This is a genomic window from Lentilactobacillus kefiri (genome assembly GCF_009739535.1).
In the GTDB taxonomy this organism is placed as follows: Bacteria; Bacillota; Bacilli; order Lactobacillales; family Lactobacillaceae; genus Lentilactobacillus; species Lentilactobacillus kefiri.
The window spans coordinates 1597516-1618603 of sequence record NZ_CP029971.1 but is presented as its reverse complement, the minus strand read 5'-3'; the positions used below and the strand labels follow the sequence as shown (position 1 = coordinate 1618603).

The 21088-nt window shown below is 41.6% G+C and carries 22 protein-coding genes; 13 read left to right on the top strand and 9 right to left on the bottom strand.

Going from position 1 to position 21088, the window contains the following annotated elements; genetic code table 11:
- The first annotated feature begins 137 nt into the window (after positions 1–137).
- The 4 genes from DNL43_RS07595 to DNL43_RS07580 all read left to right on the top strand — a co-directional run bounded on the left by DNL43_RS07595 (position 138) and on the right by DNL43_RS07580 (position 3524).
- Complete coding sequence (locus tag DNL43_RS07595; protein ID WP_056982098.1) at positions 138–710, top strand: MarR family winged helix-turn-helix transcriptional regulator; 573 nt, start codon at positions 138–140, stop codon at positions 708–710.
- 335 nt (positions 711–1045) lie between these two features.
- Entirely contained in the window at positions 1046–2053 is a 1008-nt protein-coding gene (locus tag DNL43_RS07590) for an acyltransferase family protein (RefSeq protein WP_056982099.1), read from the top strand.
- Positions 2054–2148: 95 nt separating this feature from the next.
- Positions 2149–2673, top strand: coding sequence for a helix-turn-helix domain-containing protein (locus DNL43_RS07585; protein ID WP_054769918.1), 525 nt, complete (start codon positions 2149–2151; stop codon positions 2671–2673).
- On the top strand, positions 2628–3524 hold the full coding sequence (locus DNL43_RS07580; protein ID WP_109249116.1) for an IS3 family transposase: 897 nt from the start codon (positions 2628–2630) through the stop codon (positions 3522–3524). Before DNL43_RS07585 ends, DNL43_RS07580 begins: the two co-directional genes overlap by 46 nt.
- Before the next feature lie 68 nt (positions 3525–3592).
- On the opposite strand, the gene DNL43_RS07575 is transcribed toward DNL43_RS07580, so the two are convergent.
- The 3 genes from DNL43_RS07575 to DNL43_RS07565 all read right to left on the bottom strand — a co-directional run bounded on the left by DNL43_RS07575 (position 3593) and on the right by DNL43_RS07565 (position 6134).
- Entirely contained in the window at positions 3593–4078 is a 486-nt protein-coding gene (locus tag DNL43_RS07575; protein ID WP_054769568.1) for a GNAT family N-acetyltransferase, read from the bottom strand.
- 45 nt (positions 4079–4123) lie between these two features.
- Positions 4124–5482 (bottom strand): uracil-xanthine permease family protein, encoded by a 1359-nt coding sequence (locus tag DNL43_RS07570; RefSeq protein ID WP_056982733.1) that lies wholly within the window; start codon positions 5480–5482, stop codon positions 4124–4126.
- A 196-nt stretch (positions 5483–5678) separates the two neighbouring features.
- Positions 5679–6134 carry a GNAT family N-acetyltransferase gene (locus DNL43_RS07565; protein ID WP_056982735.1) on the bottom strand — a complete coding sequence of 152 codons (456 nt, stop codon included), beginning with the start codon at positions 6132–6134 and terminating at the stop codon, positions 5679–5681.
- 103 nt (positions 6135–6237) lie between these two features.
- On the opposite strand from DNL43_RS07565, the gene DNL43_RS07560 reads away from it, so the two are divergent.
- The 8 genes from DNL43_RS07560 (at position 6238) to DNL43_RS07525 (ending at position 14422) form a co-directional block, all read left to right on the top strand.
- Positions 6238–6852 carry a hypothetical protein gene (locus DNL43_RS07560; RefSeq protein ID WP_054769567.1) on the top strand — a complete coding sequence of 205 codons (615 nt, stop codon included), beginning with the start codon at positions 6238–6240 and terminating at the stop codon, positions 6850–6852.
- 63 nt (positions 6853–6915) lie between these two features.
- On the top strand, positions 6916–7425 hold the full coding sequence (locus DNL43_RS07555) for a YbhB/YbcL family Raf kinase inhibitor-like protein (protein WP_056982737.1): 510 nt from the start codon (positions 6916–6918) through the stop codon (positions 7423–7425).
- 98 nt (positions 7426–7523) lie between these two features.
- On the top strand, positions 7524–8009 hold the full coding sequence (locus DNL43_RS07550; RefSeq protein ID WP_054769565.1) for a universal stress protein: 486 nt from the start codon (positions 7524–7526) through the stop codon (positions 8007–8009).
- 129 nt (positions 8010–8138) lie between these two features.
- On the top strand, positions 8139–9752 hold the full coding sequence (locus DNL43_RS07545) for an FAD-dependent oxidoreductase (protein WP_056982739.1): 1614 nt from the start codon (positions 8139–8141) through the stop codon (positions 9750–9752).
- A gap of 105 nt (positions 9753–9857) precedes the next feature.
- Entirely contained in the window at positions 9858–10424 is a 567-nt protein-coding gene (locus DNL43_RS07540; RefSeq protein WP_056982741.1) for a hypothetical protein, read from the top strand.
- Positions 10425–10630: 206 nt separating this feature from the next.
- A complete protein-coding gene (locus DNL43_RS07535) occupies positions 10631–11920 on the top strand; it encodes a GW dipeptide domain-containing protein (protein WP_156645047.1) in 1290 nt (429 codons plus the stop codon).
- Between the two features lie 183 nt (positions 11921–12103).
- A complete protein-coding gene (locus tag DNL43_RS07530) occupies positions 12104–13714 on the top strand; it encodes an APC family permease (protein ID WP_056982745.1) in 1611 nt (536 codons plus the stop codon).
- Between the two features lie 192 nt (positions 13715–13906).
- Complete coding sequence (locus tag DNL43_RS07525) at positions 13907–14422, top strand: TM2 domain-containing protein (protein WP_082619759.1); 516 nt, start codon at positions 13907–13909, stop codon at positions 14420–14422.
- A 134-nt stretch (positions 14423–14556) separates the two neighbouring features.
- Here the strand turns inward: DNL43_RS07525 and DNL43_RS07520 are convergent, their stop codons facing one another.
- From DNL43_RS07520 to DNL43_RS07500, 5 genes are all read right to left on the bottom strand, one after another.
- A complete protein-coding gene (locus DNL43_RS07520; protein WP_056982747.1) occupies positions 14557–15318 on the bottom strand; it encodes a sulfite exporter TauE/SafE family protein in 762 nt (253 codons plus the stop codon).
- 154 nt (positions 15319–15472) lie between these two features.
- The gene (locus DNL43_RS07515) at positions 15473–16273 is read right to left on the bottom strand and encodes an energy-coupling factor ABC transporter ATP-binding protein (RefSeq protein ID WP_054769560.1); all 801 of its coding nucleotides are present in this window, start codon (positions 16271–16273) and stop codon (positions 15473–15475) included.
- Entirely contained in the window at positions 16260–17096 is an 837-nt protein-coding gene (locus DNL43_RS07510) for an ABC transporter ATP-binding protein (protein WP_054769559.1), read from the bottom strand. Before DNL43_RS07510 ends, DNL43_RS07515 begins: the two co-directional genes overlap by 14 nt.
- A complete protein-coding gene (locus DNL43_RS07505; protein WP_054769558.1) occupies positions 17069–17863 on the bottom strand; it encodes an energy-coupling factor transporter transmembrane component T in 795 nt (264 codons plus the stop codon). Before DNL43_RS07505 ends, DNL43_RS07510 begins: the two co-directional genes overlap by 28 nt.
- Positions 17863–18465 carry a hypothetical protein gene (locus DNL43_RS07500; RefSeq protein ID WP_054769557.1) on the bottom strand — a complete coding sequence of 201 codons (603 nt, stop codon included), beginning with the start codon at positions 18463–18465 and terminating at the stop codon, positions 17863–17865. Before DNL43_RS07500 ends, DNL43_RS07505 begins: the two co-directional genes overlap by 1 nt.
- 259 nt (positions 18466–18724) lie before the next feature.
- Between DNL43_RS07500 and DNL43_RS07495 the strand changes: the two genes are divergently transcribed.
- Positions 18725–19558, top strand: coding sequence for a C40 family peptidase (locus DNL43_RS07495; RefSeq protein WP_054769556.1), 834 nt, complete (start codon positions 18725–18727; stop codon positions 19556–19558).
- Positions 19559–19615: 57 nt separating this feature from the next.
- Here the strand turns inward: DNL43_RS07495 and DNL43_RS07490 are convergent, their stop codons facing one another.
- Positions 19616–21067 (bottom strand): MFS transporter, encoded by a 1452-nt coding sequence (locus DNL43_RS07490; protein ID WP_054769555.1) that lies wholly within the window; start codon positions 21065–21067, stop codon positions 19616–19618.
- Between the last annotated feature and the right edge of the window lie 21 nt (positions 21068–21088).

Sequence of the window (21088 nt, the reverse complement as noted above, 5' to 3'; positions counted from 1 at the left end):
AATAACAAATTCACCATGAAAATAATTTCGGTTTTGGCATGATACTTAGGTACCGAAACATTTCTCTTGCCTTCCTAAAAATATCGTGTATACTTCTAATTGTTAGGTACCTAAGTAAAATACAAAGGAGAATTAAAATGGCAGATACTAATAAAAGAGAACTACTCGCCAAGCTGTTTGGTTTCATTCATGGCTGCCAGCGATTTGCCCGTCACCAAGCCCGTCCTTATCACTTAAGGGGTCAAAATCGGGTGTTGGTTATTTTGGCAAAAGAAGGCACGTTGATTCAAAGCCAACTAGCTGAAATTATGGACATTCGACCATCATCAATGACTGAACTGCTATCCAAATTGGAAGAACGCGGATTGATCACCCGCACTCCCGATGAGAAGGATAAACGCGTAACCAACGTTTCCATTACTGATGAAGGTAAAAAAGCAATTGCTGACGATGATTCGACTGACGATATGCTTAACGAAATTTTCGCCGGATTATCTGATGAAGAACTCACTCAACTCAGTGAACTGATGGATAAATTAAACGGTTCATTGAAAGACAAACTGCCTGCCCGTGACGAAGAATCACCTTGGGGCGGCAAGTTCCACCACCACGGATTTGGCGGCGGTCACCATGGCCCTCATAGTTATGGCATGCCACCATTTGGCGGGCCCCACGGACATGGACCCAAAAGTTTCTTTCCAGAACATTAATGATTAATCCTCAAGAGCCGGTAGCAAACTTCATGTTTGCAGCCGGCTTTTTTACATAGAATCACACATTTAGTTTCAATTTGTTAAAGTCCTTAAGTAAAATAATTTATCCGTATAAATTGTGGTAAAATCTATTTGGTCAAAATATATTAGCCCTGAATTTGTGGATGACCAAGCCCCAGAATCAACCTATACCAGGTTTTAGCCGTCCACCTCAGTTTTCTATATTCCCTCAAATTCACAGACTTCAATTTTGATTTAAGCCTGCCTTAAGGTTGATAATGTAAAAATAACATACCGCATTTATCAAAAAGGATGGTGATTGGAACACAATTATGGTGAAAAAGAGAATTGAATGGATCGATATTGCCAAAGCTTACGGTATCATCGCTGTAGTATTCGGCCACGCGCTTGCGAGCGGCAATACAACCAATATCATTTACTGGTGGCACATGCCACTGTTCTTCATCGTTGGCGGCTTCTTCTTAAAGCCGATCGATGCCACGAAACTTGAACATTGGAAAAAGTTCTTTAATAAACGAATTTATAAGGATCTGCTGATTTACTTCATCGCTGGAATCGGCTTAATCCTTCTATATAGTCTTTTGTACAATAAAGATTGGGATTACCTGATCAACCACTTATCAAGGTTGCTGGTCGGCGGCAGGACATTAAACCTGTACACCACCACATTTTGGTTCGTAAATGTGTACCTGCTGTCGATTACCGCAGTGACACTACTGATTTCCACGGTAAAATCCAAGATTGGCCAATTTACAATTGTCACCCTTGGTCTGTTTCTATCAACCTGCTATGACAAAGTTGATTGGATGAACTTATACAGTTTCCAGACCATGCCGTGGAATCTGGATATCGTCTTAATTGCCGCATTCTTCACTTACATTGGTTACCTATTCTTCCACACAAATTGGAAATGGATTGAAAAACCCATTCCAATCACGCTTTTAATTGGCTCATCATTACTCTTGATTGGCTTGTATTTAAATCATCAATTTGACTTTGAATTCTCAATGAAGTCGCATTTGATTCAGACTTCCGAGCCAAAGATCCTAATGATTGCCGCGATTCCATTGATCTTCTCATTTGGCGTCATGGGCATCTCGTACTTGTCCAGTCAGCTGCCAATCGGCTTGTTCTTATCGACCATTGGTAAGCACACCATGATCATCATGTATCTTCATGGCGCACTGCTTGATATCGCCGAACAGGCAGGTATTGAAGATGTCGTCTTGAAGGTCATGATTGCGGTTGTGATTCCGATGCTGCTGGCATTACTCAAACAACCGGTCGTCAAAAGAAGCAGTGTTTATTTACAAAGTTAACTAAATATCAATCCAAAAAAGAGCTTGAAGACAAATCTTGTCTTGAGCTATACCCCCAAAGTTAAAGTAAAAACTTTAGCTTTGGGGGTATTTTTATGACTAAAATTTCAAAGACAATTAAACTATGTGCATTAATTGAATATTTTGATGGGCAAGGAGGTCTTAAGACCATTTCCAGTAAATATCAGATCGCACCATATCTTTTTAGAATGATGGTTGCGGCATACCGCACTCATGGTCCCGACGTGCTGTTGAATCCACCACAAGTAACACCTGAATTTAGAGTGGAAGTTGCCCATTGGGCAATTGCCAATAATGCCTCATACACTCAAGTTGCGGCTAAGTTTGGATATGTTGGTGCCAGACAAATTCAAATATGGAAAGAAATATATCGTAATCAGGGGCCAAATGGGTTATTGTCTATATCAAAAGGACGGAAACCCAAAATGACAAATAAACGTAAGAAACCGACTAAGAAGCGGTCAACCAAAAAGAAACTTTCACCAGAAGAAAATCGTCTTAAGCAATTAGAAGCTGAAAATTTGGAGTTGCGAATCAAAAATGAAGCGTTAAAATTATTGGCCTCGATGAAGCAACGAACAAAGAACTCGCACAAGTAATCTGCACACTCGAGGCCAAATTTAAGCTGGCTGACCTTTTACGGGTCTTGCCAATTTCACCAGATACTTTTTTCTACTGGAAGCATCAATTCAAGCTGCCAAACAAAGATTATCACTTGCGGTACTTGATTTCCCGCATCTGGAGTCAGGATCATCATATGGGTGTTCTACGAATTACCCAAGCCCTCCTGAATGATTTTAACCTTAAGGTCAACCATAAGCGTGTTTATCGGCTGATGAAGGAGTTGGATATCCAAGGGGAAGGTTATCGCAAGAAGATCCGCAAATATGATTCCTCTAAAGGTCCTGAAGGAACTAGAGTCAAAAATAAGTTACGTCGCCGTTTTCAAACCGATCGGCCAAATCAGAAGATGGTTTCCGATGTCACTGAATTTAAGATCCCCGAAACTCAGGAAAGAGTGTATTTCGAACCGATAATGGATTTATACAATAATGAGATTCTAACCTTTGCCATTACTGCCGGCAGTCCCAATCTTGAATTTGCCATGAAACCATTGGATTCCCTAATTGACTTAATACCAAACCAACCATACAAGCAGTTCCTGCATACGGACCAAGGTTGGCAGTACCGACATCGAGCATGGCAGAAGAAACTAAGAAACGCTCACATTACACCCAGCATGTCTCGACGAGCAACTTGCTTAGATAACGCCTGTATAGAAAGCTTCTTTAACAAGTTAAAAGTTGAGTTAGGAAATCTATCCAACTACAATTCCGCTGAAGAATTGATAGCGGCTATTAAAAAGTGGATAATCTACTACAATACTGAACGAATTCAAATGAAACTAAGCGGCACATCGCCGATAAAATATCGACTCCGTGCCGCCTAGGAAAGACAAGCAAATACTTACTTTAACTTTTGGGGTACACCTCATCTTCAAGCTCTTTAATTATGAAGTTACTCAAATTTTAATTCTAAATACTCTGCCCCATCTAAAGGATTGAAGCGATATGGATCGATCGGCTTAAAACCAGCGGCATGGTAAATCTTCAAAGCCCCTTTCATGGACTTCAAAGTATCTAATCGAATGGCTTTATATCCCAAGTCTTCCGCACTGGCAATAATTCGAGCAACCAGTTCTTGCCCGATTCCCAATTTTCGGAAATCGTCTCGAACGTACAAACGTTTCATTTCAGCAATTTCCGGTTCAAATTCATGCACCGCAACGGCACCTGCTAGTTGTGAATCAACATAGGCTAATATGAGATCGCCCTTTGGCTTGTTATACCGAGTGTCCAAATCATTTAACTCATCAGAGAAATCTTGAAAGCTTAAGTCAAATCCCAATGATTTCGAGTATTCGATAAACACGTTTTTGGCAGCTTCGAAGTCCGTTGCTGTACTTGCATGCTTATAGTCAACCTGTTGTTCTGCTTGTTGCATATCGCTATCCCTCCTGACAATTAGGGGCACTCTACATAATTTTAATTATTTGTGCAAACGACGTTGATGGAGCAAACGCTGCTTTTCTTCTTCAGCAGCCTTGGCAGCCAACTTTCGTTCATGTTCACGTTCACTGGCAGCCTTTTGTGGGAGAACCAGATTCAAGACAATTCCGATAATTGTAGCGAAAGCCAAACCGGTAAATTGGAACTTGCCAAGTTGAAGATAAGCATTACCAACACCAATGACCATGACGGTTGAAGCAATCATCAAGTTACGCTTCAATCCCATATCAACTTTATTTTCAACCATAACTTGAATACCAGCGGTGGCAATCGTTCCAAACAACAGGAAGCTGATTCCGCCAATAACCGGCATTGGCATCTGCATGATCAACACATTCAACTTGTTAACAAAGGCGAATAAGATAGCAAACATCGCAGCACCCATCAGAACATAAACACTGTGAATCTTGGTAATTGCCATAACACCGATATTTTCACCGTAACTAGTCATCGCAGGCGCACCAACTAAACCAGCAAACAATGAAGCGGCACCATCACCGGCTAATGTCCGGTTCAAGCCGGGATCCTTGAAGAAGTCTCGACCAGTCAATTCATCAAGCACCATAATATGACCCATGTGCTCAGTCATCGTAACGAAGGCAATTGGCGTGATAGCCAAGATAGCCGCCCAATCGATATGGAATTTATAATCAATTCCAGGAATATCAAATGCTGGAATCTTGAACCAAGGCGCACTGGCAATTGCGTTGAGATCAACAATCCCACAAAATACTGAAATCACGTAGCCGCAAACAATGGCCAAAAGAACCGGAATCAGGCCAATGAAGCCTTTAAATAACATGTTAAAAATAATAGCTAAGAATAATGTTGCCAACGCAATAACAAAGTATAACAGACTGTATTTACCATTTTTCATCATGGCATCCTGAGCGGCGCTTCCAGCCAATGAAAGTCCGATAACCATGACGATTGGCCCAACAACAATTGGCGGTAAAATATGATCCACCCAGCTGGATCCAATTCCCCAAATAATACCGGCCACAATCATGTACACAATTCCGACACCGATAACACCTTGAGCGATTCCAGGATAACCGGTGGTCTTCATCAACGCCAACATTGGTGTGATAAAGGCAAAACTTGATCCCATGTATGCTGGAATTTTACGCTGGGTAATCATGATATGTAACAGCGTACCAACACCAGATGCGAACAGCGCAATACTTGGACTTAATCCAACTAATAATGGAACAATAACTGTGGAACCAAACATTGAAAACATATGCTGCAGTGATAATCCAACCCATGGAAGAAACTTGGGCATGTCGTGAATATCAAGAATCGCACGATCATCATGAAATTCATTCTTATCTGCCATAAATATTTGCCACCCTCAAAATTATTTGAATCTTTCAAGCTCCTGAAGGCACAAAAAATGCCCACCCCGCATATAGTAAGGTAGACACCAATTCGAGCATTGCTCGTTTAATATCGTCCTCTTACCAGCCTCACGGGACCAGAGTTAAAGATTCATTCGTTGCTTTAATTATAATATACCGTTGAAGCTTGTCAATCTAATCTTTGATTGGCATCTCCATATCAATATGGGGAATGCCGTCTTCAAGATAGACATCACTGACATTTTTTAGCCCAAAGGATTTGTAGAAACTGTTCAAGTATTCCTGGCCTGCCAAAACAATTTTGGTCGCGTCCGGCATCAGCTTGGGAATCTGATCCAAAGCTTCCTGAACCAGCTTGCGTCCCAGTCCCCCGCCACGATTATTGGGATTTACAACCACCCGGCCGATCCGGGCAACTGTCCGGTTATCTTCGGGAATAATCCTCGCATAGGCTGCCAAATTACCATCCGCATCAGTGAACATCAAATGATAGGAAATCAAGTCGTCATCGTCGACCTCTTGGTAATAGCACTTTTGCTCAACGATAAAAACAGCGACTCTTAATTTATAAATGTTGAATAATTCTGTAGTTGTTAATTCTGAAAACTTTTTGATTGCGACTTTACTCATATTGGCCATCCTTTAATGTTTAAAAAAACAAGATTTCTGCTATCTGTTATAATATATTCAACTAGATTAACATGCAATATTAGAATCTAAATGAGGTATTAATTTGAATAAGCATGACGATGAACCACAATATAAAAAGTATGACTTCAATTCAGAGGAAACCAGGCGCCAGCAACACAAGAAACAATACAGCGGCTGGTGGTTTGCCCTGCTGATTTTAGTGATTGGGATTGCTTTGGCCCTTGGTATCAATTGGATGGTCAGTTCCAATAACCATAAGCAGAGTAGCTCCAACAGCTCAATCAGTAAAACGATCAACAAGTCCGAAAAAGAAATTACCGGAAAAGCTCAAAAGGGTCCTCTAACCAATAAGATCGAAAAGAATCGGGTCAAGGCTTTCAGCAGCAAGGTTCAAAGCGCCCAGGCCGGTGGTTTGACTCCTAAAGAACGCCAACAACTCCAACAGCAGATTAACCAGGAACAAAACAAATCGGTTAAATCTCAGGAACAGGATGTGTTGAACAGCGTTAAGAGCAGCAAGCCTTCAAAGCCGCAAAAAACACCTGATCAATTTTCAAGCAACCATACTTTTGCTTCCATTCAAGATGCCAAAAATTGGGCAAATGCTACCAAGCAGCAATGGTTGAAAGCCGGTTATGTCAACTACACGATTACTTCAAACGGACAAGGGTATTACGTTTTGCGATTTATTAAATAATTGCATTCATATTATTTTATTCTTGCAATAAAAGACATATCATGGAATTGAGGAGGGATGAGTATGGACATTCAAGTACCACTGAAAAAAGGGTTGTTAGCAGACAAATATAGCCGACACGCTGGCAAAGCAGACATGCTTGGTGGCGAGCCAATCGTGTCATTCCCCATTCAAATTAACAATGTTCCAAAAGATGCCAAGTCTTTGGCACTCACGTTATTAGACTGGGATGCTGTTCCAGTCAGCGGGTTTCCATGGATTCACTGGACAGCAGCCAATATTGCCCCTGATGTTAAAGAAATTCCTGAAAATAACAGCCAGCAGTTAAGGATTCCAATGATTCAAGGCCGTAACAGTACGGCTGGCGGATTGATTGGCAATCAAGATCAGACCACTGCCTGGCACTATAATGGACCAAATCCACCTGACAAAGTTCATAATTATCACCTATCCATGTTTGCGTTGGATGAAAAACTGCCTTTAAAAGATGGCTTCTGGTTAAATGAACTCCAGGACGCAATGCGTGGTCATATCCTTGCAACAGCTGAATTTATTATTCCAAGTAAGCCTTAATTTTCCGAAAACGATTTCTTCTTTTCAGTTTTTAGGCGTTATGACGAAGAATAATTAGTGATATAATGAACTTAAATTAATTTGTGGGAGGTTTCTTTATGGAATCCAATTATAAAACCATCTTAGTTCCAGTGGACGGATCCAATCAATCAGAAGATGCATTGGCTAAAGGTGCACAATTTGCCAAAAATAATGATGCTCATCTCGATGTTCTTCATGTTTTGAGCACTCAACAATACGGATACAATTACGGTGGAATGGTTGACGGCGACGTCATCAATAACCTTGTTGAAGATACCACCGACTACCTCAATAAATTGGTTGATAAAATTAAAAAGGAATCTGGTCTTGAAGATATTTCAATCCATATTCGTTTTGGTAATCCCAAGACCGTTATCTCAATGGAATTCCCAAGAGACCACAAATCCGACTTAATTATTATTGGTGCAACCGGTATGAGTCGTCTTCAACGAGTTCTTGAAGGATCTGTTTCATCATTCGTTGATCGAAACGCCAAATGTGACGTTATGGTTATTCGTACCAACACTAAAAACAAACCGTATATTCCATTTCCAAAAGACTAGTGAGATTTGAGCATTCAGAGATGAATGCTTTTTTTGTGATCAAAAAGGCCCTTTTATTGACGTTGACTGCCAACCATGTATGATTAAATTAGTATATGTAAGCGCTGTATTTGGAGAGGAGATTGAACTATGAAAGTACTTGTTATCGGTGGTATTGCCGGTGGTCCTTCCTTTGCAACCAGGCTGCGACGAATTAACGAAGATGCTGAAATCATCATTTTAGAACGGGGTGCTGCAATCTCTGTTGCCAGCTGTGCCCTGCCCTACTATCTTGGTGGTTTAATCAAGAATCGTTCAGCAGTCATTGAAAGAACCCCGGAGATATTGAAGCAAAAGAATAATATTGATGTGCGGTTATTCAATGAAGTAACGAAAATTAATTCAGATGCCAAAACCGTTGAAGTCCATGATTTGCAGAAAGATGAAACCTATACAGAAAATTACGACAAACTGATCATTGCTACTGGCGCGAGTCCAACAGTTCCTGAGATTCCAGGAATCCATGACGCAGACAACGCCTTCGTATTACGGGCTGTGACCGATGCCGACAAGATTAAATCATTTCTCGATACCAAACACCCAAAGCACGTCACTGTCCTTGGGGCGGGATCAATCGGTATCGAAGTATCCGAGGCATTCGTTGAAAACAACATGGATGTTACCATCGTCGAACAATCAGGCCACGTGGCTTCTCCATTTGATCCTGAGATTACCGACATTGTTGGCCAAGAGCTCAAAAAGCAAGGTGTCCATGTCATCCTCAACGAGAGCGTAAAGGAAGTTCAAGATAATGGTCACACCTTGTTCTTCGATGACGGTACCATCCATAAAACCGACATGCTGTTCTTGGGCACCGGAGTTAAACCTAACAGTGAAATTGCGCAGGCAGCTGGGATTAAGCTGTCAGCCGACCAACACATTATTGTTGATAAGCATCTAAAAACCAATATCAACGACATTTATGCTATCGGGGACGTGATTGAAACAACCAGTGTCATCACTGGCAAGCCGGTTCCAAGTTTGCTTTCAAGTGCTGCAAATAGGCAGGGACATTTACTGGCCGACATTTTGAATGGGAGTCCATTGGAATACAAAGGCTTCATCGGTGCCGGGGTTTCGAAATTTTTCGATCTCACTGCAAGCTTTGTCGGATTTACTGAGCAAATGCTCCAACAAATCGGGATTACCAACTATAAAACTGTGTTTATCACCCCATTTGACCGAGCATACTTCTATCCAAACGCGGACCGGGTCAATTTTAAGCTAATATATGAAGATAAAACCGGTAAAATTCTTGGCGGACAAGCGGTTGGTCGAAACGGTATTGATAAACGGATTGCCGAATTATCCGTCGCTATCACTGGGAATTTGTCGGCATTTGATTTGCCATCTCTTGAAATCCCTTATTCACCACCATATTCGTCAACCCGTGATGTGTTGAATATTGCCGGCTACGTTGCAATTAATCAGATGACAAATAAGTCCGCGACGATCAAGTTAGCAGATATTCCAAAAGAAGATATGCAGAATGCGGTATTCCTGGATATCCGAGAAGCCGGCAAACCAGCAACCGGTTCAATCAAGCCAACCTTAAACATTCCGCTGACCGAATTACGTGATCGGATCAACGAGATTCCGAAAAACAAGAAAGTCTACATTACATTCCGAAAAGGACTTGGTCCTTATAACGCAAGCCGAGTATTGGCCGGTAAAGGAATTAAAGCAATCATGATTGAAGAATAATATCAAAGCAGTGAAAAAGGAGATTTTTTGGACAATTTGTTCATTTAATCCCCTTTTTATTGAACTTCAAAGTATAATGTATATTGAGGACGGGAGTGTGATGATATGCCACGAAAATTGAGGCCAAACGCAGCTATCAAGAAAGTATTGAAAATTTATCAAAAGAATTTCATGAAAAATCAATTTACAACACCTCAAAATGATGCCTTGCACCTTATTTTCAACCTTGGTTACACAGTGAGCCCCGATGTAAACGAGAGTTCATATGGTTATGTTAAAGTTGTCAATATGGATACCGGAAAGTCACTGGTTTTAACAAACTTGAGCGGTAATAAAGCGTTGCTTGACGGTGGAACGACGATTATTTCTGAACCGGATTTGGATCTGAATACATTCGACTATGTCGACTATTTGAATTCCAAGGGAGATAATCCAGATTACCTGGCACCATCTGTTGCCAACTTAAAGATGCTTCGGAATCGTCTGAATCAGTTAAATGCCGACTTTGATCGTTTGAAAAAGCTTCGTAACGATTACCAAGAACGACTGACAGATATTGATTCGGAATATAATCAGAAGGTCAGCTCCTTCATCGCAATTGTTAACCAGGTTGAACGCATGTCTAATAAAATAACTGAGGAAGAAGATCCTAATGATTCCTCGACCAAATAATAAGCAGGAATTTTTCCTGCTTTTTTATTTTATCATTCTGGGAGTGCTTTTGGTACATATTTTCATAACAAGGCGTATTATGTTAAACTTATTATCCTTTTCTAATGTGTTTCTAACTGTTTTTACCCCATATTTTAATATTTGTCCCATAAACTCATCTTTGTTGCATAAAACTTGCAAACATATTTTTGGGAGGGACATATTTTATGAAAATTTCACGTATTGCACTCGCATCATTGATTTCCTTTGGTGTATTTGGAGGAGCCGGCTTAAACGCTTCTGCAAGTCATCACCGAGGTTATCACAAAGTTCTCTGGAACAAGCCTATGGCACACAAACAGGTCGCATTGAAAAATGGCAAGGGAATTATTTGGAACAAACCATTTAAAACGGCTAAGAATGCCAAGATTAAATACCGTATTTCACATGGTAAGAGTCTTGCATTGACGACTCTTCGTCACATGAAGGTCAAAGGTGGGAGCATTTATTACTTTGTTAAAGCCGGTAAGTTCAGTGGCTGGATTAACAAGAAGAGTGTTAAGTTGGTTAAAAAGACCACAGTGAAAACTGTGACTGAACCAACTCGCACAACAATCCCTGCTCCTACTACCCAAGCACCACAAACTACCAATTCATCTGGGGCACAAGCATCATCAGCAACTTCCAGCAACAACGGAAGTGGAACTGCAACAGGTAGCGTACCAGAACCTTACAAGACCGATGGCTATGGAACTGTCACTAAAACCGAAGATGGCAAGTTACCGGTAGACTACAACAATCCTTTCAGTACATATGCTGAAGGAACATTGAAGGATGATACTTGGATTTATCACCATCGATATAATGGCAAAAGGGTATATGACCGTAAGGTTGGCTTTCCACTGAAAAAAGGCGCAAAAGTAACAGTTGCTTTGAACACCCCGCATAGCAATCGAAAGACCCTTTTAATTAAATCAGAAACACCAGATGGCACTCATTATGGATATGTAAAACGATCTGAAGTAGATTTTGGAACCGGGAACACTAGTAATCAGGCCGCTAACACTACAACTCCTAGTCCTACTTCTACTTCTACTTCTACTCCAACTCCTGTAGCACCAGACCCAATGAATTACGCCATCACACCACTTGACGTAATGTTAGCTGCAAACAAAAAACATACGTCTGTTCAACCTAGTGGAATTGATTCAGATGGGAAAGCGACTATTGTAACCTCCAATGATGCTGACAATTTTAGAGCAGGATATCAAGCCGCTCAAAACGGTGTTCAAAATACTATTAAAGATGGCGACACCCCATTGAAGGCAATGTTTAAAGCTGCTGATATGGGTGCAAGTGTTCAAGCTGGAAACGATAGTACATTTACAAAGACTGATGTTGCCAATTTCAATGCGGGATATCAAGCTGCTCAAACTGCTAATGCAACAGCTCAACCCCAAAATAGTCCCACTAGCAACACTGGCGACGTTGCACCTGCGTCAGGTGATAATTACTAGAAAATATTAAAGACATCCCCAAGCGGATGTCTTTTTTTCTGTCCGATCATTGCACATCCAAAATCCATTAAATTCCCGCAACCCCCTGTTCTGACAACCATAGCCCGGTGTACCGGGTTTTCATTCATTTGCAATCATTTCTATCTTTGTTAAACTAGTTGTCATTGCTAACAGGAGGTATACATGGATTCAAAAAACACAACAAAGATTGGACTTTTTCAACTCGTAATGCTGACACTGGGATCATTAATTGGCTCCGGCTGGCTTTTCGGTTCATGGGAAGCCACAAAAATTGCTGGTCCCGCAGCAATCATTTCTTGGGTAATTGGTGGGATTGTTATTGCCGCCATTGCTTATGACTACGTCGAAATTGGCGCTATGTTTCCAGAAGCTGGTGGAATGAGCCGTTATGCTCAGTATTCCCACGGTCCGCTTCTGGGATTCATCGCTTCTTGGGCTAACTGGATTTCATTAATTACGTTAATTCCCATTGAAGCAGTCGCAGCGGTTCAGTACATGAGTTCCTGGCCATGGGCTTGGGCTAACTGGACCCATTCATTCTTAAAGGGTGGCACGATTACAACATCAGGTCTGATGATCGTATTCATGTTCATCTTAGTGTTCACACTGTTAAACTTCTGGTCGGTCAAGCTATTGACCAGCTTTACCAGTTTAATTTCAATTTTAAAAATTGGGGTTCCTGCCCTTACAATTATCATGCTGACAGTTTCCGGGTTCTACCCGCAAAATTATGGCCATTCCATTCATGAATTTATGCCATACGGATCAGCACCTATTTTTGCCGCCACATCTGCAGCCGGAATCATTTTCTCGTTTAACGCGTTCCAGACTGTGATTAATATGGGGAGTGAAATTAAAAAGTCTCGGAAAAACATTGGCCGGGGAATCTTCATTTCACTTCTGATAAGTGGTGTCATTTACATTTTGCTTCAAAGTACCTACATTACTGCCATGAAGCCAGCCACCCTTGCCGCAACCGGCTGGAGTGGATTTGACTTCAACTCACCATTTGCTGACTTGGCAATTATGTTGGGTATCCGCTGGCTTTCTGTGATGTTGTATATGGACGCCTTCGTTTCCCCGGTTGGAACCGGTGTTTCATTTGCCGCCTCAACTGGTCGGGCACTTTACGCCATGGAAAGCAATCAGCATATTCCAAGCTTTATTGGTAAAATCAACCAAAAGTACGGGATCCCACGGGTGGCAATGATCGTCAACCTGGTATTAAGCATGCTGATGGTTTCAATTTTCAGATCATGGTCAACATTGGCAACCGTCATTTCCACTTCAACACTGATTGCCTACCTAACTGGGCCAGTCACCGCCGTTGCCTTCCGTAAAATGGCGCCTAACTTCAAGCGTCCGGTGAAGTTAAAGAATCTTGGATGGATGGCACCCCTCTCATTTGTTCTAGCCTCTTTGGCCATTTATTGGGCAATGTGGCCAACAACTATCGAAGTGATTCTGGTTATCCTAATTGGTTTGCCATTTTACTTCTATTATGAGTATCGGGCCGGTTACGTTGATACCCGAAAAGCGTTCTATTCCAGTATGTGGATGATTGTTTATTTGATATTCATCTCCGCAATGTCTTATCTCGGAAGTGAACAATTCAACGGAATCAACTGGATCCATTATCCATGGGACTTCGTTGTCATTTCACTTGCATCCCTCGTCTTTTATTACTGGGGAATCAAGACAGCGCACGTCTTCCCTGATTTCTATCAGGCTAAGGAATTAAACGATACCGTCATAATGGATGACGATGATTAAATAACAAATCACTTATGGAGCTAACAAAAACTGTTAGCTCTTTTTTCTTACGGCCGCATAGTTACTTACTATTAGATATTAGTAAAAATATCATTAGGATTCATTGTTTAAGCTTAACAAAAAAGGTATAATTTTAGCTGTTATCAATTTTTAGTATTAAAGGACTAATTTATGACTATCTGGAGGATATATATGGATGCTAACTATTTGAAAAGTGAATTAAGTGATCAGGAATTAATGTTAGTTAATTCTGAAGTCGAAAAGAATTCTAAAAATGCTGTAGTTGCTTATTTACTATGGTGGTTTACAGGTTTCATGGGCGGACACCGTTACTATTTTGGTAAAACAGGTTCTGCTATTGCAATGACATTAATCTTTTGGTTATTAATATGGGCTCTTGGCCTTGGTGCATTAATAACAGGGATTTGGGCATTGGTTGACGTATTTCAAATCCATAACTGGATAAACGATGACAAACATTCACAAGAAAATAGTGCAATTCAACAAATTATGTTACGTAGACAACTTCGCAATAATTCAAACAATAATAATTCAAACATCAATAATTCTACGAATACTACTGCACAAAACACTACCGTACAAAGCCAAAATGAGACAGCAAATACGGAAATTCATCAAAGTCCTGAAGATGCTACAAATCTTCAAGAGTCTCCAACCATTTCAGAAGATAACTCAAACACAAAATAACTCAAAGTTAAATTTATTGATAACAGTAACAGGCCGACAACTGCAAACGCAGCTGTCGGCCTTTTGAGCATAAGTGGTTCTGTGCCCCTGCCAAGGTAGTTTTATAATACCGCAATACTGGCAGGATTACCAAATCAATCGAGAAATTCCCACACAGTCTTAATAAAGAAGATCACCAAAACAATGATAATGATTGGTCGGGCAATAGCACTACCAAATTTTTTATAATATGACGCGCCAAGAAAGTTACCAACAATGCTAAACACGCCGGCTGTTAATCCCAATAGGATCATCACCTTATCGTTCATCAAGAATACAGCTAAAGCCGTCACGTTGGTGGTTAAATTAATCACCTTGGTATTTCCGGCGGCCAAGTTGATTGGCAGGTGGGCAATCCCAACCAGAGTCAGAATTAGAAATGTCCCCGTTCCGGGCCCATAAAAGCCATCCCAGACACCCAATGAAACTGAAATCAGCAGAGTTGCGACAAATTGTGACAAGCTCAATTTTGCCGAATCGGCTAATTTCGTATTCAGAGCATGTCGATTCAACAGCAAATACAAAGCCGTCAGCGGCAGCACCACCAGCAAAATAATCCGAAAATAATACTCAGTAATATGTAATGCTAAATTTGCACCCAATGATGAACCAATAATTGCGGCAATCACTGAGAAAAATGCCAGTTTGACCCGAATATAGCCACTCCGGGCGAACTCCAACGTGGCAATCGTCGTCCCCATTGCAGAAGAAAGCTTGTTGGTTCCAACGGCAAAATGCGCTGGAATTCCAGCCATCAAATAGGCAGGTAATGAAATCAAACCCCCACCGCCACCAATGGCATCCACAAATCCCGCCAAAAATACCAAAGGACAAACAATTAAGAATTCTGTCAGCATATCGCCATCTCTTTTCAATTAAATCATGCCTTTAATCATACCGCTAAATCAGCTCCTCGGAAATACAATTTGGGCCAGAAATTAAAAGCCACCATTTTATTGCTTCCAATTGGCGTTCATAATGCCTTTAATCAGGAAGCCTAAAATGGTGGTTTTACATATTCTGATGTTTAACTTGATAATCTTCAGGTGATAAATAAGTCTTGGGATCACCCAGCATCTGGGTCAGCGCCATTATCTTAGGAGGCAATAAGCCGACCCTTTGAACCAAATCACGGTCCCCGAACAATTCTCTTGGCGCACCCGTAAACTTGATTCGTCCATGTTCCATGACCGCTACAGAACTAAATTCTGCCGCTACCCAATCCATATCATGGGTAATTGTGATGACTTGATGGCCATCAGCTGACAATTCATGAAAAATATCAGTCAGCATCTGTTTGCTGGGCCAATCCAGTGACATCATAGGTTCATCAAACAAGTAGACTGCCGGATCAACTGCCAAGACAGTGGCAACCGTCAGCAGCTTTCTCTCAGATAAAGAAAGATCGTAAGGATTTTCCTCTGCTTTCTCAGTCAAGCCAACCTTCTCCAACACCTGATCTGCTCGCTGAGAATTAATGGCCTTATCGGAACTAATTTGAGACAAGCTCCACTCAACTTCACGCTTAACGGTCGCATTAAACAACTGATCATCAGGATTCTGGAAGGTAATTCCAATCGTTTTTAAACGGTCAGCCGGTTTTAGTTCCCCCAACTCGGTTCCGTTAACTTTGATCGTACCGGTGGTTGCTTTCAACAGCCCAGTCAATAATTTAAAGATTGTCGACTTTCCGGCTCCATTTTGACCAACGATGGCGGCCATCGAATCAGCAAATACTTGGTTTTCAACCGCCAAATTGAATGACTTTTCTGGATAAGAAAACTGCAAGTGATGAAGTTCAATTTTGGGCATCAAATGCCTCCTTTAGCTCTGCAGAAGTCACCGGATACCGATTGTCATCCAATCGCCAGTTCATTCGTTGAGCCAACTGATACGCAGTCGGTTCAGGAATTCGCCATTGAGCTGATAAATGGTTGAAAACTTTCTCCGGTGATCCGTGAACAATCAGCTCACCATCTTTGAGAATCCAAATTGAATCAGCTACCTCGCATAAATCGTCAATTTCACTGCTGACAATGAACACCGTCGTATCTTGAACGGTATCCAACCAACCGAAAAACTGTTTTCGACCAACCGGATCCATTTCACTGGTTGGATCATCCATGATCAAAATTTTAGGCTGAGTCACAATTGCGGTTCCGATGGCTAATCGTTGCATTTGCCCACCGGATAAGCTCTCCGGTGATTGACCGAGTTGAGCAGTCAACCCCATTTGGGCAGCAACATTTGCCACGCGTTTATTGATAAAGCTTGCCGGCAATCCTTGATTGACCAAATCAAACGCTAGTTCATCGGCAACCGTATCTGCCAAGCCGCTTAATTGGCCTGCTGGATTTTGCAGAACCACGCCAGTGCTCGCATTGAATGCCTGCCAATCATCTTTGGGTGAATATCCCAACAGGTTACACGTGCCATCAATCTCTGCTGAAATGATATTGGGAATCACACCACCCAATACTCGACAAAGCGTCGACTTGCCGGAATGACTATTCCCAATGATACCGATGATTTTACCGGCGGTAACTGTGGCATTCACGTGTTTCAATTGAAAATCGTCGGCACCACGGTATCGAACGTTGATGTCTTTTAGAATAATCCGTTTATCTTCGTCCATAATTTCCATCCTATCAAAATAACCGCAATAATCGTCAAACCATAATGTCCAACTGAGGCCAACCGATAATGATTGTTACCCTTCAACGCTTTTCGCTTCGGGTTATCAAATCCCCGCAACTGCAATGAAATTGAGCGGGTCATCGACTGGTCAAGTGTCTTAATAACCAGAGGAATCAACACAGGAAGAACCGATCTCAACTTTTGAATGAACGTTTTTTGTGGGTTAGTCCCTCGAACACGTTGGGCCTGCTGAATTTTTCGCATATTGGCCATAATCTCAGGCAAAATATAGCACACCGACATCAGCACATAGACCGTCTTATACGAAAGACCGGACTGCTCCAAGTATTTGGCATTTTCAGAAATTGTCGTTGTGACCATGAAAAAGCCACTTGCCAAAATAATCACCAAGACCCTGGAACCCAAAATTGTCGCATACAGCAAGCCTTCCTTGTAAAAGTGAATGCCAATAATTGAGAATAGGACTGTCTGATTTTGACTGTAGAACAGCCCTTGAATGACCAGCATGGTAAAGATCAAAAATAAACTGAATCCCAATGCTTTGAACGTAGTGGAACTGACTTTTGAAAATAATAGCAATACCAACGCCATGGCAATCAGTCCACCTTCGATTACCAGGTTCGTACTGGCAAAACTCAGCAGTGCCATATCAAGAATAAACAACAATTTGGTCACGGGATCAATGGCGTTATACCACTTTGATTTGCCGACTGTCTCCCCCGTGAGCATGTTTTGATCAGTCATTACTTATCATCCCTAAAGAATCGCACCATCCGTTGCGGCAACTGACGATAAATGAAGAACGCCAGATATGCCACACAGACTTTATCAAGAATATCCAAAACAAACTCATCGGTAAATGATGCCAGCCATACTGGTGCATGATTGGCGACCATTAAGGCAAAGAGTGAATCACCCCAGGCAATCCCAGTCTGACCACCCCAGAAAATAACGTTGAGTGGCGTAGAAATAACTGCTGAAACGATGGCAATTATAATAGCTGAAATAAAGACTTTGCGAATCGATGAAAACCAGCCTTTGGCATGTAAAATACCAACCGCAATTCCGATACCAATACTGGTAATTGCATAGACCGTTGAAATTGGCGACAAAGTTAATCCATAAATAACATTGTTGATGAAACCACTGACGGCACCGGCAACTGGGCCCGCAAGCATACTTGCCAGAAAGGTTCCCAGTGATCCCAACCATACCGGGAGCTTCAGTCCTTCTGCCAGTGCTTTGGCCACATAGTTGATTCCAACGGCAGCCGGAATCAGCGTCATTGTTGCAGCAGACAGCTTAAATTTCCACATACTTGTTCGATTGATCGGTTCTGATTTCATAATCTTCTCCTTCAGATTCTTATTTGTCATAAAAGTAATTATTACTTTTAAGTAAAAGTATAAAATACTTTTACTTTGACTTGGCACTAATTGTACAATTTTGAGAACAAATGTCAAGAAGTGTTCATTTTTAAAGAAAGTCAAAAGAATCCCAATTTTTACTAAAGAAACCATAAGAACCCGCAGGAAAACGAACAGGCAATTCATTCTATGCTAATAATGTAATGAAATAGACCTATCACTTGGGGGGGGTAAAAATATGTTTCGCAAACATCGCAAACTGCTCATCATCACAGGTTCCATCTTTTTAGTCGCTATCATTGTCGGCATCTTCGTCAAATCGGTCATCGATCCAGACAGTACGCCGACTGTTGTATCCGAAGTCAAACAAGATGTCGCACCAAATAAAATATTTGAAAGTTATAAGTATCGTTATGACCTGCAAATCATCCATTCCAACGCAAAGCTATACTCCGCTCCCGCTGGTACCAAAGGAGCCAACTATTTGGGAACCGCGAAGACCAGACATTTGTCAGCCAATATTGTCGGCCAGAAACGTTGTGATCTTAACAACATGCGACGAGTTGGCTACATTGCTTTTAAACAGGCAGGTCATCAATATTGGATCAGCGCTCAAAACGTCAAGTTTCGAGATCTAAACAAGTTCAAAGGAACCAATCCAAAGATTGAAACTGCCATTAATGCCGGGCTAAAGCTGGTTGGTAAATCCAAGTATGATTATGGTGGCGGACGAAATTTAAGTGACATTAAGAATCACCATTTTGACTGCTCTTCATTCATCCGTTACTGTTACGGAAAAGCTGGCATTCGACTTGGACGAATGGATAATATCACAACCTACACGTTGGTGACCATGGGAAAACCGGTTAAATTTCAAGATATGAAACGTGGCGACATTTTCTTCTTCACGAACTCAAAAGGCCAAGTCAATTCACATGTCGCCCTTTATCTTGGAGACCATTTATTTCTTCACGACCATAATCAATCAGATACCGGAGGCGTTGGCATCTCCACTTTAAATGCGCCGGGATGGCTCAAAGAAACCAACGGGACTGTTCGAAGAATTGCCTAATATTGCCAAACAAAAAGCCGTCAAACCGACGACTTTTTTTGTACGTGAATATTTAATTTAAGCAGCCTTTTTTAACGCGGCTGAATTGGCTTTTCGCTTGGATTCCAAGTAACGTACGAGAACTAGAACCAATGCGATGGCAGAGATGATGGTTGCCGTCCAGAAGACATTGGCAAATGCGTGAACAAATCGAATTCCAACTGATGAACTGATTCGATTAACACCGGGCAGCTGGAAGAATAGCAACGATGAACCAAAGCTGATGCCAATTGTCATTCCCAGCGTCCGGGCAAATGAATTGAGTGATCCGGCAATTCCCGACAACCTTTTATCGACTAACCCCATCGTCAAGGCATTGTTTGGTGAGAGGAAGATGGCCATTCCAACACCGTTTAACACAATTGGCGGAATAATCTGCCACATATTAATGGCATTTGGGAAAAGTGCATACCCAACTTGTGAGATCATCAAGATCAACAGCCCAACAACGGTCATTAACTCCCGATTAATCCGATCGGCCAAGAAGCCGGCAAATGGCGTCGTGCACAGCATGGTGACGGATTGCAACATAATAATCAGCCCACTGTAAAAGGCACTCATTCCGTTATAACTTTGAAAGTAAAATGGCAGTAAAATATTTGATACTGAATTAACCAACATGACCAGCGCCAATGCTGTGATAGAAGTCATGAACCCTCGATTGTGAATGACTTCGGGCGCAATCCACGGCAGGTTGGCCTTGTCGTCTTGAACAAACGAATAAACTGTAATGGCTGCACCAACCAGGAAGAAAGCCAATCCGGTCAACAATTTAGAACGACCACTTTGAAAGAACGATCCACTCAGGAAGAAGATAATAATACCGAGGGTAAACAAATTTTGACCGGTCCAGTTGGCACCTTTGGTTACTTCACGAACTCGTGACCAGCTGGCTTTGGGAACTGGTAAGAATTTAAATCCTAACCAGAGAATAATGATTCCCAATGGCACGTTAATCCAATATATCCATCGCCAACTGGAAGATGAAATGATTAGCCCACCAATTCCTGGACCGGAGATTGCCCCAACCGAGATAAACATCGAAATCACAGCTAAGGCTTCAGCCCGCCGTTTATCAGGAAAATACTGGGTCACGATTCCCATTGAATTGGCCATAATCATTGCGGATCCAATTGCCTGAATCACCCGGCCAAATAAAATAATGACATAAATTGGCGCACCACCAGTGATTGCCGAGCCGACTAAAAAGGTGATGCCGCCGGCCAGGAACACAACGTTTTTGGATAAAATATCGCCAATGTGGCCGAACATGACCAGTAAGATGGCCGTCGTGATCAACCCAATTTGAACAATCCAAGTCGCCATACTACTGGAAACATTCATATCAATCGCAATTTTTGGAATTGCCAGGTTTGTACTGGATCCCGATAAAGCGGTAAGAAACGAGAACATCCCCAGGACAGCAATAATCGAAAAGTTTTTGCTCCGCTTTTGCACATCGTCAGCCATAATACCCCTCCTCTGGTTTCA